Annotated in this window: 13 protein-coding genes; 9 read left to right on the forward strand and 4 right to left on the reverse strand. The window is 56.2% G+C overall.

All coding sequences use genetic code 11. The annotated features are described in order from the left end of the window. The first annotated feature begins 46 nt into the window (after positions 1-46). Entirely contained in the window at positions 47-1027 is a 981-nt protein-coding gene (gene epmA, locus ACT3TY_RS02235; RefSeq protein ID WP_444627239.1) for an EF-P lysine aminoacylase EpmA, read from the forward strand. 2 nt (positions 1028-1029) lie between these two features. Here the strand turns inward: epmA and asd are convergent, their stop codons facing one another. Genes asd through rsgA form a run of 3 tightly spaced genes read right to left on the reverse strand, consistent with a single transcriptional unit; the run spans position 1030 to position 3833 of the window. Continuing rightward, positions 1030-1902, reverse strand: coding sequence for an archaetidylserine decarboxylase (gene asd, locus ACT3TY_RS02240; protein ID WP_444627240.1), 873 nt, complete (start codon positions 1900-1902; stop codon positions 1030-1032). A gap of 51 nt (positions 1903-1953) precedes the next feature. Beyond that, a complete protein-coding gene (locus ACT3TY_RS02245) occupies positions 1954-2796 on the reverse strand; it encodes a sulfurtransferase (protein WP_192526303.1) in 843 nt (280 codons plus the stop codon). Positions 2797-2813: 17 nt separating this feature from the next. Next, on the reverse strand, positions 2814-3833 hold the full coding sequence (gene rsgA / locus ACT3TY_RS02250) for a small ribosomal subunit biogenesis GTPase RsgA (protein WP_444627241.1): 1020 nt from the start codon (positions 3831-3833) through the stop codon (positions 2814-2816). 88 nt (positions 3834-3921) lie between these two features. On the opposite strand from rsgA, the gene orn reads away from it, so the two are divergent. Beyond that, positions 3922-4503, forward strand: a complete 582-nt coding sequence (gene orn, locus ACT3TY_RS02255) for an oligoribonuclease (protein ID WP_172116274.1) — start codon at positions 3922-3924, stop codon at positions 4501-4503. A gap of 14 nt (positions 4504-4517) precedes the next feature. Here the strand turns inward: orn and queG are convergent, their stop codons facing one another. Continuing rightward, positions 4518-5600: a tRNA epoxyqueuosine(34) reductase QueG gene (gene queG, locus ACT3TY_RS02260; RefSeq protein ID WP_444627242.1), complete on the reverse strand. Its 1083-nt coding sequence runs from the start codon at positions 5598-5600 to the stop codon at positions 4518-4520. A 116-nt stretch (positions 5601-5716) separates the two neighbouring features. Between queG and ACT3TY_RS02265 the strand changes: the two genes are divergently transcribed. From ACT3TY_RS02265 to hflX, 7 genes are all read left to right on the forward strand, one after another. Further along, a complete protein-coding gene (locus ACT3TY_RS02265; protein WP_444627243.1) occupies positions 5717-7210 on the forward strand; it encodes an NAD(P)H-hydrate dehydratase in 1494 nt (497 codons plus the stop codon). An 11-nt stretch (positions 7211-7221) separates the two neighbouring features. Further along, entirely contained in the window at positions 7222-7716 is a 495-nt protein-coding gene (gene tsaE / locus ACT3TY_RS02270; protein WP_444627244.1) for a tRNA (adenosine(37)-N6)-threonylcarbamoyltransferase complex ATPase subunit type 1 TsaE, read from the forward strand. Next, a complete protein-coding gene (locus tag ACT3TY_RS02275) occupies positions 7710-9185 on the forward strand; it encodes an N-acetylmuramoyl-L-alanine amidase (protein ID WP_444627245.1) in 1476 nt (491 codons plus the stop codon). The genes tsaE and ACT3TY_RS02275 overlap by 7 nt, the downstream gene beginning before the upstream one ends. 8 nt (positions 9186-9193) lie before the next feature. Further along, a complete protein-coding gene (mutL, locus tag ACT3TY_RS02280; protein ID WP_444627246.1) occupies positions 9194-11125 on the forward strand; it encodes a DNA mismatch repair endonuclease MutL in 1932 nt (643 codons plus the stop codon). Positions 11126-11200: 75 nt separating this feature from the next. After that, entirely contained in the window at positions 11201-12139 is a 939-nt protein-coding gene (miaA, locus tag ACT3TY_RS02285) for a tRNA (adenosine(37)-N6)-dimethylallyltransferase MiaA (protein WP_444627247.1), read from the forward strand. Between the two features lie 150 nt (positions 12140-12289). Beyond that, positions 12290-12538, forward strand: coding sequence for an RNA chaperone Hfq (gene hfq / locus ACT3TY_RS02290; RefSeq protein WP_444627248.1), 249 nt, complete (start codon positions 12290-12292; stop codon positions 12536-12538). Positions 12539-12575: 37 nt separating this feature from the next. Then, a complete protein-coding gene (hflX, locus tag ACT3TY_RS02295; protein ID WP_172116281.1) occupies positions 12576-13886 on the forward strand; it encodes a ribosome rescue GTPase HflX in 1311 nt (436 codons plus the stop codon). The last annotated feature ends 72 nt before the right edge of the window (positions 13887-13958 follow it).

Consider the following 13958-nt stretch of genomic DNA (forward strand, 5'->3'; position numbering starts at 1 on the left):
TTAGGGCCACGCATTTGCGTGGCTTTATTTTATTCAAGGAGCAGTGATGGCCATTGAGTGGCGACCAAATGCGCAAATTGAAACGCTACGCGAGCGAGCACGTCTTCTTTCAAAAGTGCGAGCATTTTTTTCCCAACGTGACGTGCTGGAAGTTGAAACGCCGGTGCTTGGGCAGGGCGGAAGTACCGATGTGCACCTGGTGTCACTTGCGACTCAAGCGCGCACTGATAAAGGTCAGCGGCGGTTATGGCTGCAAACCTCACCTGAATTTCATATGAAGCGTTTAGTGGCCGCGGGCAGTGGGCCCATTTTTCAGCTGGCGCGTAGTTTTCGTGATGGTGAAGTGGGCTCGCGCCATAACATTGAATTTACGATGCTTGAGTGGTACCGGCCAGGGTTGTCGCTTGGCGAACTGATCGACGAGACCACCACGCTGGTGGCCACGCTGTTACCTGCTTTTGCCGGGCCGGTAGTGCACTATCGTTATCGCGAGCTGTTTCATACTTGCTTGGCTGTCGACCCCTTCACAACGTCACTTGATAAGCTACGCGCGCTGGCCGCTGAGCGAGGCCGGATGCCTACCGGGGCGTTGGTGAACGAAGGCCGCGATACCTGCCTCGACCTTTTGATGAGCATGGTGATTGAGCCCACGTTGGGCCAGAACGAATTAAGCGTGGTAACGGACTATCCCGCCAGCCAGGCGGCGCTTGCCCGCCGACACCAGGATGTGGATGGAGAGTGGGTCGCATCACGTTTTGAGCTTTACCTGAACGGTATTGAGCTGGCCAATGGGTATCACGAGCTAACCGATGCCACGGAGCAGCGCACTCGCTTTAGCGACGATAACGCTGAACGGCGACGCCTGGGGTTACCCGAGGTCGATGTTGATGAGCGTTTACTGGCAGCGCTTGAGCATGGCATGCCCGAGTGTGCGGGCGTAGCGCTGGGAATTGACCGTTTAATTCAATTGGCATTGGGTAAAGCACGCCTTGAAGACGTGCTCACCTTCTCGACGCCTAATTGCTAACGCTAAGCGATAGGCGGGGCTGGCGGAAAATCACCGAGGGCTTGGCCCATTTGCACCATGGTTTCTGGCCGATAATCCTCACGCGTTGCTGGATTGCTAAACGCAACCGGCTTGGCAAAACACATCACAACGGTAGAGCCGAGTTTGAATAGCCCCATTTCCTCGCCGCGCTCAAGGGTGATGGTGTTGTCAAAACGTGTGCGTTGAGGCACGCCCGCCAGCGGTGTAACTTGCCCAGACCACACGGTTTCAATGGCGGCAACCACCATCGCGCCGACCAATACCATGGCAAATGGGCCGTGCTCTGAATCAAAAATGCATACCAGACGTTCGTTGCGTGCAAACAGGTTCGGCACGTAGCTCGCGGTGGCTTTATTCACCGAGAAAATACGCCCAGGCACATAAATCATTTCCCGTAGCGTGCCGGTCATGGGCATATGTACACGGTGATAGTCGCGTGGCGAGAGATAAACGGTCGCGAAACTGCCGCCCATAAACTCTTCTGCAAGCGCCGCATCCCCGCCCAGTAACGACTGTGCCGAATAGGTATGGCCCTTGGCTTGAACCAGCTGACCCACCTGCAGGCGGCCATGGCGCGAAAGCGAGCCATCGGCCGGGCTTAAAATGCCTTGCCCCAGCGGGCGAGCATCCGCTTTTAAAGCGCGGGTAAAGAACGCGTTAAAATTGGCGTACGCCGTTGGGTCTGGCTCAAGTGCCTGGCTCATGTCGACGTTAAACCGCTTGATAAAGGCCTTGATCAGCATGTTTTTCAGCCAAGGCACCTCACTCTGCGCAAACGTGCCGGTCAGGCGCGAGATGGCATGATGGGGAAGCGGGTATTGGAGTAACGAGAAAGCTTTTTGAGGTAGCGTCACATTAATTACTTTTAGCAGTGGTTAAACGTCGTGCCAGCCAAGCCGGTTACGTTACTTTTCGATCGGCGTATCGTCGCGGTTGCCCCATTCGCCCCAGGAGCCCGCATAGCCGCGTATATTAAACCCGAGTGCTTTACCCACCAGCCAGGTAAAGCTGCTGCGGTGGTGGCTCTGGCAGTGGGTGGCTACTTCCATATCGGGCGTTAGGCCCATGGCCCCAAGTTCGGTTATAAGCTCGGCGTAGTCGCGAATACGCAGGGCGCGGGTCCGGTCCATGGCGTTTAGCCAATCCATATTGACCGCACCTGGAATGTGGCCAAGATGCTTATTATTGCCTTGCTCGCCGTCATATTCACCCTTGGAGCGCGCATCCCAAACTGCAAACTGTTTGTCACCCAGCTTGGCTTTAATCTCATCACAGGTGATGAGCGCCTGCGGGTTTAAAATTTGTGCATGGTATTCGCTAGGCGAGGGGCGGGTTTGCTCCGTACTTTCGGGCATACCGGCATCACGCCAGGCATGAATGCCGCCATTTAAATAGGAGTAGCGGGTGTGGCCAATCAGCTCCAGCGTCCATAAAAGGCGTGCTGCCCAGCCGCCGCCTTCGTCATCATAGGCTACAACGTGGGTGTCGCGAGTAAGCCCCAATGCGCTGAATAGTTGCGATAAGAAGCCTACATCGGGAACGTCATTGGGCACCGGGCCTTCGCCGCGCATCAGATAGCGAAAATCCAGATATACCGCGCCCGGCACATGCCCCTGGCGGTAGTTATCCGGATTCACCGGCACATCAATGATCAAAAGCGCTGGTTGATCCAGGTGACTCTGTAACTGTTCTGGCTCAACGATCAGCGGTAGAAGATTTGACTCTGACGATGGGTGCTCGGTGCTCATGGTTAGCTCCTTTAAAATCAAGCGTCTAAGCTATCGAGAATCCGGCGATAGCTGGCAAAACGTTCCGGGTGAATCTTGCCTTCCTCAACCGCTTCAAGTAAAGCGCAGCCTGGCTCCTCCCGATGACGGCAATCACGAAAACGGCAGTAGCCCAGGAAAGGGCGGAACTCGATAAAGCCGTCGGTCACGTCCTGTTCGGTCAAATGAATCAAGCCAAATTCCCGAATGCCGGGAGAGTCGATCAGCTCGCCATCGGTGACTTCATCGCGGTTCATGGTATAGAGCCGTGCGGTAGTCGTGGTGTGCGTGCCCTTGCGTGAATCTTCGGAAAGCGCGCCGATACGCAGTGACTCATCGGGCAGCAGCAGGTCAATTAGCGATGATTTACCCACGCCGCTTTGGCCTACAAACACCGAGGTGCGACCCTCAAGTTGCTGGCGTAAAGGGGCAAGCCCTTCTTCATTGGCTGTAGTGGTGCGCACCACCGGGTAGCCTAGCGCACGGTAGCGCTCCAGTAACTTGCCAAGCTCGCCGCCATCGTCCGGCAGCAGGTCGATTTTGTTGAGTACCAAGACAGGCGCGATAGCGGTGGCTTCAGCGGCGACCAGATAACGGTCAATCAAATTAGGGTGCGGCGCAGGCTCAACGGCAAAAACGATTAAAATCTGGTCGATATTGGCGGCGACCGGCTTGAGTTGGCCACGCGCGTCAGGGCGCTTGAGCACGGTGTCACGCTCTTCGCGGGCCACAACAACGCCGGAGCCCTCCTGGCCTGCCCGCCAGATTACTCGGTCACCGGTTACCATACCGTCCAGATTAGCACGTAGATGGCAGCGTACCGGTGTGCCCTCGGCATTACGTACTTCCAGCGTTCGCCCGAAATGCGCCATTACCCGGCCGGGCTGTTCGGCGCCGTATTCGCCTGCCGCCAACTTTTCTGCGTCGCGTACATCACGCTTTTCAGCGCGGCTAGCACGCTCTGCCTGGACTTTGTCGACTCGCCACTGCTGCTGGCGGCTTAATTTACGTTTGCTCATGACCACTCGATGCTCGGTACAATAGAGGATAGTGTACCTGTTAACTGACGCCGGGTAACTCGACCCGTTGGCTATCCTGGAGAAAAGCATGAGCAATAGTAATGAACCGCGCAGTGATCTGCTGGTCTGGATCGACCTGGAAATGACCGGCCTTGATCCTGATAAAGAGCGCATTATCGAAGTGGCAACGCTCGTTACCGATGCGGATTTAAACGTCGTGGCGGAAGGCCCGGTAATTGCTGTTAAGCAGCCTGATAGTCTGTTGGCACAAATGGATGACTGGAACCAGAAGACCCACGGCGAGTCCGGCTTGGTCGCGCGCGTAAAAGCCAGCCAGAACGATACGGCCAGTGCTGAGCAGCAGACACTGGAATTTTTGCGTCAGTACGTGGTGGCAGGCTCGTCGCCCATGTGCGGTAATAGCATCCATCAGGACCGACGCTTTTTGGAGCGTGAGATGCCAGCGCTGTGGCGTTTCTTCCACTACCGTAACCTGGATGTCTCAAGCGTGAAGGAGCTTGCCAAGCGCTGGAACCCGGGCGCGCTGGCAGGCTTTAGCAAGCGCAACGTGCACTTGGCAATGGACGATATCAAAGAGTCGATTGCTGAGCTTGCCCACTACCGCAATACCTTTTTGCGCGTGGCAGGCGGGCAGGACGAAGAAGAGTAAGCCTCGGTTGAACGTTAGCTTGTCGCAATGCGTGCATCGCGCTTGAGGCGCTGTTCATCAAGCGCCCAGGCAACGTGTTCACGTACCAGAGCGCTGGGGTAAGCGCGGCGCGCCCACAGCGCGGCTTCAACGGCTTCGCTCCACGGTGCGTTGCCCAGGCCAATGGCAATATTGCGTAGCCAGCGTTCGTAGCCGATACGTCGAATGGGGCTGCCGGCGGTTTTGTCCAAAAATGCCTCTTCGCTCCAGCCAAACAGGCTGAGCAGGGAGGCGCGGTCCAGGTCGTGGCGGGGGGCAAAATCTTGCTCGTTACTCACGCGGGTGAAGCGTGTGAACGGGCATACCAGTTGGCAGTCGTCGCAGCCATATACGCGGTTGCCCATGGCGCGGCGAAACTCAACCGGGATCGCTCCGTGTAGCTCAATCGTTAAATAGGAGATGCACTTGCGCGAATCCACCACTTTGTCGTCAACAATCGCCCCTGTTGGACAGGCGGTCTGACAAGCATCGCAGCTGCCGCAATGCTCACGCTCGTAGGGCGGGTCAACGGGGAGGGGCAGGTCGGTATAAAGCTCGCCCAAAAAGAACAGTGAGCCTGCTTTTGGGTTGAGCAGCATGGCGTTTTTACCGAACCAGCCAAGGCCTGCCTTTTGCGCCAGGGCGCGCTCCATTACCGGGGCAGAATCGACGAAGGCACGGTAGCCAAAAGGGCCTACTTCCTGTTCGATTTTTTTACCCAGCTGAGCCAGGCGCTTACGTATTAGCTTGTGATAGTCGCGGCCCAATGCATAACGCGAGACATAGGCTTTTTGCGGCTGCCCCAGCAGCCGAGTCGTTTCAACTTCGGGCGGTAAATAATCCATACGCACGCTGATGATCCGCAGCGTGCCCGGTTCAAGCTCGGCCGGGCGTGTACGTTTGGTGCCGTGCTTGTCCATAAAGCTCATCTCACCGTGATAACCTTTCTCAAGCCATGCGTTGAGATGCTGCTCATGCGTATCGAGCTGCGTATCGGTAATACCTACCTGCTGAAAGCCCAGCTCGCGGCCCCAGGTTTTGATGAGGTCAGCAAGATGGGCCAGTTGTTCAGTGGTCATGGCATGGCTTGAAAGTGAAGAAGCTGTGGAACAGGGCATTATCAGTCTACGGTCGAGCATTAGTCGCGCTATGCTAACGCAATTGGTCGCCATCACAACATGCGAAAGGAGATATCGTGTCCACCTTAAGTACTTCCTCGCTGCGCCCGCTATTCAAAGCGGAGCAGGTACGTGAACTGGACCGCCGTACCATTGCCGGTGGTATCGAAGGGTTTGCCCTAATGCAGCGAGCAGCGTCCAGTGCTTGGCATAGCTTTCGCGCGCGCTGGCCCCATGCGCGTAGCGTAACGGTGTTGTGTGGTGGGGGAAATAACGCTGGCGATGGTCATGTGCTGGCAGCGCTTGCCATTCAGTCAGGGCTTAAAGTGCAGCGTATTACGCTAAAGCCGTTGGATGCTCTGAAAGGTGATGTCGCCAGGGCTGCCGAGCTTGCAACCTCTGCCGGTGTTGCCTGCGAAGCGTGGCACGCCGATTGTGTGTTCTCGGGCGAAGTGATTGTTGATGCTCTGGTCGGTATTGGCCTTACCGGCAAGGTGACAGGGGCAACGCAACAGGCGATTAAGGCTATCAACGCCGCTAAATGTCCCGTGCTGGCGATCGATATACCCTCTGGGTTAGCCGCGGATACGGGCGCGGTCCTTGGTGATGCTGTTCACGCCAATACTACCGTCACGTTCATTGGCGACAAGATAGGGCTACATACCGGCGAAGCGCCTGCCTATACGGGGGAGATTGATTTTCGCCCCCTGGGCGTTAAAGCGCAGGCCTTTTTTGATATTCCTCCTTGTGCGTGGCGGCTGGACGAAGGCTGGTTAACAGACGCCTTTGCGCCGCGCTCCCGTACCAGCCATAAAGGCGATATGGGGCATGTGCTGGTCTTGGGCGGTGCTCCGGGGTTTGGTGGTGCAGCGCTGCTGGCTTCCCAAGCGGCGGTACGCTTAGGCGCTGGCAAAGTAAGCCTGGCTACCGCGCCAGAGCACATCAGCGCTAGTTTGATGCGTTGCCCGGAAGTAATGGCGCACGGTGTACGCGGCGGCGCCGATTTAAACGAACTGCCGCAAAAAGCCGATGTAATGGTGGTGGGGCCGGGGATGGGACAGGCCGCTTGGGGGCAGGCTGTGTTGCAGCACGCGCTGGCATCGGGCTCTCCGCTGGTCGTCGATGCCGATGGGCTTAATTTACTCGCCAGCCACTGGCCGAGCGAGCGCCGTGATAACTGGATATTAACGCCGCACCCTGGCGAAGCTGCCCGGCTGCTTGAGTGTAGCGTCACCGATGTGCAGGCTGACCGGCCTGCCGCTGCGCGTGAGCTACAGCGTAGACGAGGAGGCGTTGTTGTTCTAAAAGGCTCGGGGAGCTTAATTGCTGGGCCCGGTGGCTTGGTCGTATGTCCTTACGGAAATCCCGGTATGGCCAGTGGTGGAATGGGTGATGTGCTTAGCGGTATGCTCGGCGCCTTGGTCGCCCAGCGAGCAGAGGTAGAGAGCAGTGCCTGGCTAGGCGTTATGGTGCATGCGCTAGCCGCCGATCGTGCCGCACAGGCACAAGGAGAACGTGGCTTGCTGGCAAGTGATCTGGCATCCTATGCGCGAGTATTGATCAACCCGTAAAGGCAGCCCACATGCAGGTGCAATTGGAAAGTGAAGAAGCGCAGGTCGCTTTTGGTGAAGCGCTGGGACGCGTATTGCAGGGGCGTGGGCGTGTTTACCTGGAAGGTGACCTCGGCGCCGGTAAAACGACGTTAACACGTGGGATTTTAAGGGCCTATGGGCATTTTGGGGCAGTGAAAAGCCCTACCTATACCCTCGTGGAGCCTTATGAGCTGGGTACACAGCGTATTTATCATTTAGATCTTTACCGTTTATCTGATCCTGAGGAGCTTGAGTTTATCGGCGGTCGTGATGTGCTGGCAGACGACGCTCTATGTATTATTGAGTGGCCAAGTCGAGGTGAGGGGTGGCTGCCAGCTCCCGATGTTTGCTTATCACTTACGGTAGCTACTACAGGGCGCGAGGCGACGTTAAACGCACTCAGTGAGTACGGTGAGTGCGTCCTTAATGGGCTGCAGTCAAGACAATCGTTTAAGCAGTCAGAAGACGGTACCACTTCATGGTAACTAGCAACAAACTCACCGGCCTGGCCCGGTATGTCATGCCAGGGCTGATGGCGCTGATGGCGAGCGTTTCTTCTGTACAGGCCGCTGATGTTGAAAGCATGCGGTTATGGGCCGCCCCCGACCACGCGCGGCTGGTATTTGATCTTTCCGGCGTCACTCAGGCGAATGTTTTTTCCCTGTCGGACCCCGAGCGCCTGGTGATTGATTTGGAGGAGAGCCAGCTAAAAACGGATGCCTCCACATTGCCGCTAGATGGCAGCGCGATTGAGGTTGTGCGGACCGGGCCGCGGGATGGGGGCGGTTTGCGCGTGGTGCTGGAACTCAATCGCTTAGTGGAACCGCGCCACTTTGTGTTGCCGCCTAATGACCAATATGGTCACCGCTTGGTGGTAGACCTTGAGTATCCCGGCGAGAGTGCCGTTGAAAACCCGATTGATCCGATAGAAGCGATGATTCGTGATCAGGAAATGCTGGCGCAGCGAAACGATGTTCAGGCTCAATTGCCGGATAGCCAGGCGTCGCCTGGAACGCAAAGCCCTGAGTCGGCCGAAGTTCAGCCCGCCCAGCCGCACCCCCAACGCGATGTTATTATTGCCGTTGATGCTGGCCACGGCGGTGAAGATCCAGGCGCTATTGGCCCTGGCGGTACGCGAGAAAAAGACGTTGTGCTGGATATAAGCCGCCGACTGGCTGCGCAAATCAACGCCAAGCCGGGCTATAAAGCGGTGCTTATTCGCGATGGCGATTATTATATAGGTCTGCGGCAACGTACCCAGCTTGCCCGTGAGCAAAAGGCCGATTTCTTTGTGTCGGTTCACGCCGATGCATTTAACAGTCCGCGCCCCGAGGGCAGCTCGGTATACGCGCTTTCGCAGCGTGGCGCTACGTCAGAAACAGCCCAGTGGCTTGCCGACAGCGAAAACCGCGCTGATCTGATTGGCGGGGTGGACGGCAACCTTTCGCTGCGTGATAAGGATCAAGTACTCCGCGGTGTTTTGCTTGATTTAACCATGACCGCCACGCTGAACGATTCTCTGTCTATTGGCGGGCAGGTGCTTGAGCAGTTGGGGCGGATTAATCGGCTGCATAAATCTCGCGTCGAGCAGGCCGGTTTTATGGTACTTAAATCGCCTGATATTCCTTCGCTATTGATTGAGGTTGGCTTTATTTCCAACCCCAGTGAAGAGCGTCGACTGCGTGATCCCGTTCACCAGCAGGGGCTTGCGGATGCGATTTTTTCCGGTTTAAACGCGCATTTTGAACGTAACCCGCCACCGGCGAGCCTGCTTGCTTGGCAGCGCGATAATCATCGCCAGCCTACGGGGAATGAGTACCGCATTCAGTCAGGCGATACGCTCTCTTCGATTGCGCTGCGCCACGGTGTGCCAGTGGGCCAGCTGCGCCAAGCTAATGATTTGAATGGCGACGTTATTCGTGTGGGCCAAGTATTACGTATTCCCAACTCTTGAGGTGTCTGGTGTCCGAGTCGAGTTCTTTGCCGTCACGTATTCATGTACTCGACCCCCGCTTGGCCAACCAAATCGCCGCGGGGGAGGTTGTCGAACGTCCATCGTCGGTAACCAAGGAGCTGGTGGAAAATGCCATTGATGCGGGAAGTCAGCGCATTGAGGTTGAGATCGAGCAGGGCGGTGCGCGATTAATTAAAGTACGCGATGACGGCATCGGTATTCGTGAGCAGGACTTGCCGCTGGCGCTTGCACGCCATGCCACCAGTAAAATCGGAAGCCTTGAGGACCTGGAGGGCGTCGGTTCTCTGGGGTTTCGTGGCGAGGCGCTGGCCTCAATAAGCTCTGTCTCTCGGTTAGAGCTTGTTTCCAATGCGGAAGAAGACCCGCGAACCGGCTGGCGAGTGGTGGCCGAAGGGCGAGGGATGGAGGCGCGAGTAACGCCTGCACCACACCCACGAGGCACCAGCGTTGCGGTGCGTGATTTGTTCTTCAATACGCCTGCGCGGCGCAAGTTCTTACGTACTGAAAAGACCGAGTTTGCCCACGTGGAAGAGGCCTTTCGGCGTCAGGCACTGTCGCGTTACGACATCACCTGGGTGCTCCGTCATAACCAGAAGGTAGTCCACCAGCTACCTGCTGGGCATACGGCGGTGGCTCAGGAGCGGCGTATCGCCTCGCTGCTGGGTAAGAACTTTATTGAGCATGCACGTTATATTGAGCGCGAAGCTGGTGGTCTGCGCCTAAGCGGTTGGGTGGGCTTGCCCACGCATTCACGCTCTCAGGCCGATCAGCAGTACTTTTTCGTTAACGGGCGTGTGGTGCGTGACCGCCTGGTGGCCCATGCCGTGCGCCAGGCCTATCGGGACGTGCTCTATAACGGCCGCCATCCTGTGTTTGTACTCTACCTGACACTGGACCCTGATGTGGTCGACGTGAATGTTCATCCCACCAAGCATGAAGTGCGCTTTCGTGATGGGCGTATGGTGCATGATTTTCTCTACTCAAGTCTGCACCACTGCCTAGCAACGTCTAAGCCAGCGCAAGAAAGTGATGGCGATGCCAGTGATGCCTCGGAGCATTCAGCAGAAGGCGTGAATGGTGCCACTGCCGAACCTGAGCAGACCGATTCTACCCGGTGGCAGCAGCAAGGCATGGCGCTTTCCCAGGCGCCTGACCGTCACCCGGGGGCTGAAAAAGTACGCCGCTTTATGCAGGGCTATCAGGCCTTGCACCCTAATCATGAGGATACGCTGCTTACGCCGCAGCCGCCGGGTGCATGGGCTGGTAGTCACCAGTCTGTCAGCGAGGTGCGCGAAGCACCTGCGGTAATGCCTGAAAGTGACCCGACCAGTGCGCCGCCGCTAGGCTTTGCATTGGGGCAGCTGCATGGGATTTATATTCTGGCGCAAAATGCCCAAGGGCTCGTGCTGGTGGATATGCACGCCGCCCATGAACGCATTGTCTACGAGCGGATGAAAAATCAGCTGGCAGCTGCCAGTGGCATTGATACACAGCCGCTGTTGGTGCCCGTGTCGCTTGCTGCCAGCCGCACGGAAGTGGCAACGGCAGAAAGCGAGCAGAAAGCCATTTCTCAATTGGGGATTGAGCTGGATGTTGCAGGGCCGGAAACGCTGCTGGTGCGCCAGTTACCCGCGCTTTTGGCCCAGGCTGACCCGGAAGCATTGGTGCGTGAAATGCTTGAAGAGCTTGCCCGTTTTGGGCGCACCCATCAGGTAGAAACACGCATTCGTGAGCTGCTTTCCACTATGGCATGCCACGGTAGCGTGCGTGCGAATCGACGGCTAACCATTGAAGAGATGAATGGATTGCTGCGCGATATGGAACGCACCGAGCGTAGCGATCAGTGTAATCATGGTCGGCCTACCTGGACACAAATGAACCTAAAAGCGCTTGATCGGTTGTTTTTGCGCGGACAGTAGCGGTGCTGCCAGATGTTGCCAAGTGGCGGCTGGCTGAATTAATCCCTGTTATTTTTTGGCGGAGTTTGCCACGGTATGGCTGATACACGCCCTTGGGCGATTTTTTTAATGGGCCCCACGGCGGCCGGGAAAACCGATACGGCAATCGCGCTGCACGAGCAGCTAGGGCATGAGCTAATCAGCGTTGATTCCGCAATGGTCTACCGCGGTATGAATATTGGTAGTGCTAAGCCCAGTGCTGCTGAGCTTGCCCGTGCACCCCATCGGTTAATAGATCTGCGTGATCCTGCAGAGCCCTATTCAGCCGCTGATTTTCGAGAAGATGCGCTTAGTGAGATGCGGCAAATCAGCGCAGCGGGCAAGGTGCCACTGCTCGTGGGCGGCACCATGCTGTACTACAAGCGCCTGGTTGAAGGGGTCGCAAATATGCCTGCGGCGGACCCCGCTATTCGCGAGCAGCTAGCCAAACAGCGTGAAAGTGAAGGCCTGGAATCGCTGCATAAAAAACTGATGGATGTGGATCCTGTGTCGGCGCAGCGCATCCATCCCAATGATCCTCAACGCTTAATGCGCGCACTCGAAGTTTATTACGCCAGTGGGCGCTCAATGAGTGAACTGTGGGGTGAGCAGCAGCCAGAGCCTTTCCCTTGGCGCGTGCTATCCATTGCGTTGGCGCCAAGCGACAGACGTGTTTTACACGCACGTATTGAAAAACGTTTTGCCGCTATGCTTGAGGAGGGCTTGATAGATGAGGTGGCCGCCCTCAAAAAGCGTAGTGACCTGCATCTGGAACTGCCCGCCATGAAAAGCGTTGGTTATCGTCAGGTGTGGGAGTATCTGAACGGTGAGTACGACTATGCTGTCTTAAAGGAGCGCGGCGTAATTGCTACTCGCCAGCTCGCCAAGCGTCAGCTAACCTGGTTAAGAAGCTGGTCTAATCTTACCTGGATTGATTCGCAGCAGTTGGACGTGGTGGATAAGACGCTGAAATTCGTGCGTGAAAGCGGTGCTTAGCGTAAGATAGTGGTTTCGTGAGCGTGTGTTTTTGAGTAGCCGAAGGGCGCTTTCAACCACACGGGCCTTTCGGGCAAATAGATTGCGGCGTAGCACCAGTAGGGCACGCCATTTAACAACCAACCCCAACGACAGTTTAGGGAGAGCAACATGTCCAAAGGGCAGTCCCTTCAAGATCCTTACTTGAATATTTTGCGCAAAGAGCGCATTCCGGTCTCCATCTTTTTGGTAAATGGCATTAAGCTTCAAGGCCAGATCGAATCGTTTGACCAGTTTGTTATTCTGCTGCGTAACACCGTTAGTCAGATGGTTTATAAACATGCTATTTCCACGGTGGTGCCTTCGCGTAATGTGCGTTTGCCGGCACAAGACCCGGCCGCGCCTGATGCGGATGTTTAACACCGCTGGATGAGCAATAGAGTCCTCGAGGTATTGATTGTTTTTTGAACGCCCAGAAGCCGGTGAAACGGCAGTTCTTGTCCACGTTGATTTTCATGACGAACAAGCACGTGAAGACCCGGGTGAGTTCTTAGAGCTCGTGCGCTCTGCAGGTGCAGAGCCCGCGACGCTGCTCACCGCTAGTCGTCAGCGCCCTGATTCACGAACCTTTGTGGGTTCGGGAAAGCTGGAAGAGTTGCGAGCCATGCTCGCGGCTCATGAGGCGGAGCTGGTGATCTTCAATCATAGTTTAAGTCCTTCCCAGCAGCGCAACCTTGAGAAAGAACTCAAGTGCCGAGTCCTTGACCGTACGGGTCTGATTCTCGATATTTTTGCGCAACGGGCACGAACCCATGAGGGTAAGCTGCAGGTCGAGCTTGCTCAGCTAGAGTATATGTCTACTCGCCTTGTGCGTGGGTGGACGCACCTTGAGCGCCAAAAAGGCGGGATTGGCTTGCGTGGGCCCGGCGAAACGCAGCTGGAAACCGACCGCCGTTTATTAAGAGGGCGTATTAAGTCAATCAATAAGCGATTGGATAAAGTGCGTAGCCAGCGTGAGCAGAACCGCCGCGCCCGTGCACGTGCGGAAATCCACAGTGTGTCGCTGGTCGGGTATACCAACGCAGGCAAATCGACGCTGTTTAATACGTTAACCAATGCCGATGTGTATGCCGCTGACCAATTGTTTGCAACACTGGACCCGACACTGAGGCGCCTTGAGATCGAAGACGTGGGCCCGGTGGTGATGGCGGATACGGTAGGGTTTATCCGGCATTTGCCCCATAAGCTTGTTGAGGCGTTCCAGGCGACGCTTCAGGAGGCAGCGGAAGCCACCTTGCTGGTGCATGTGATTGATGCAGCCGACCCTGATCGCGAGCTAAACGTTGACCAGGTAGAGCACGTATTGAAAGAGATTGGCGCCGATAGTGTGCCGGTTCTCAAGGTAATGAATAAAATCGACAAGCTTGATAGCGCGCCGCGTATTGAGCGTGATGGGCATGGCGTGCCTGAAGTGGTGTGGTTGTCTGCTCAACAAGGCCAAGGTCTTGAGCTACTTCATGAAGCGCTTACTGAGCGCTTGGCTGGCGATGTCATCGGATTTTCGCTGACACTGACGCCAGAACAGGGCAAGCTGCGGGCAGGGCTTCATGAGCTAAACGCCGTGCGTCAGGAAGCATTTGATGAGCAGGGGCGCTCTGTATTGGATGTTCGACTACCGCGTCGCGACTTTAACCAATTAATGGCGCAGCTGGGTGAGCGCGCTAACACCTATTTGCCTGTAGCATTACGTGAAGTTGACGAGTGGTAGGTCCTTGCTTTTCTACTCGTGTAAGGGATGGTAATAACAGTTTGATATAGCAATAATTTCAATAAAGCGCAT

It is taken from the genome of Halomonas sp. AOP22-C1-8 (assembly GCF_052378905.1).
In the GTDB taxonomy this organism is placed as follows: Bacteria; Pseudomonadota; Gammaproteobacteria; order Pseudomonadales; family Halomonadaceae; genus Vreelandella; species Vreelandella citrativorans.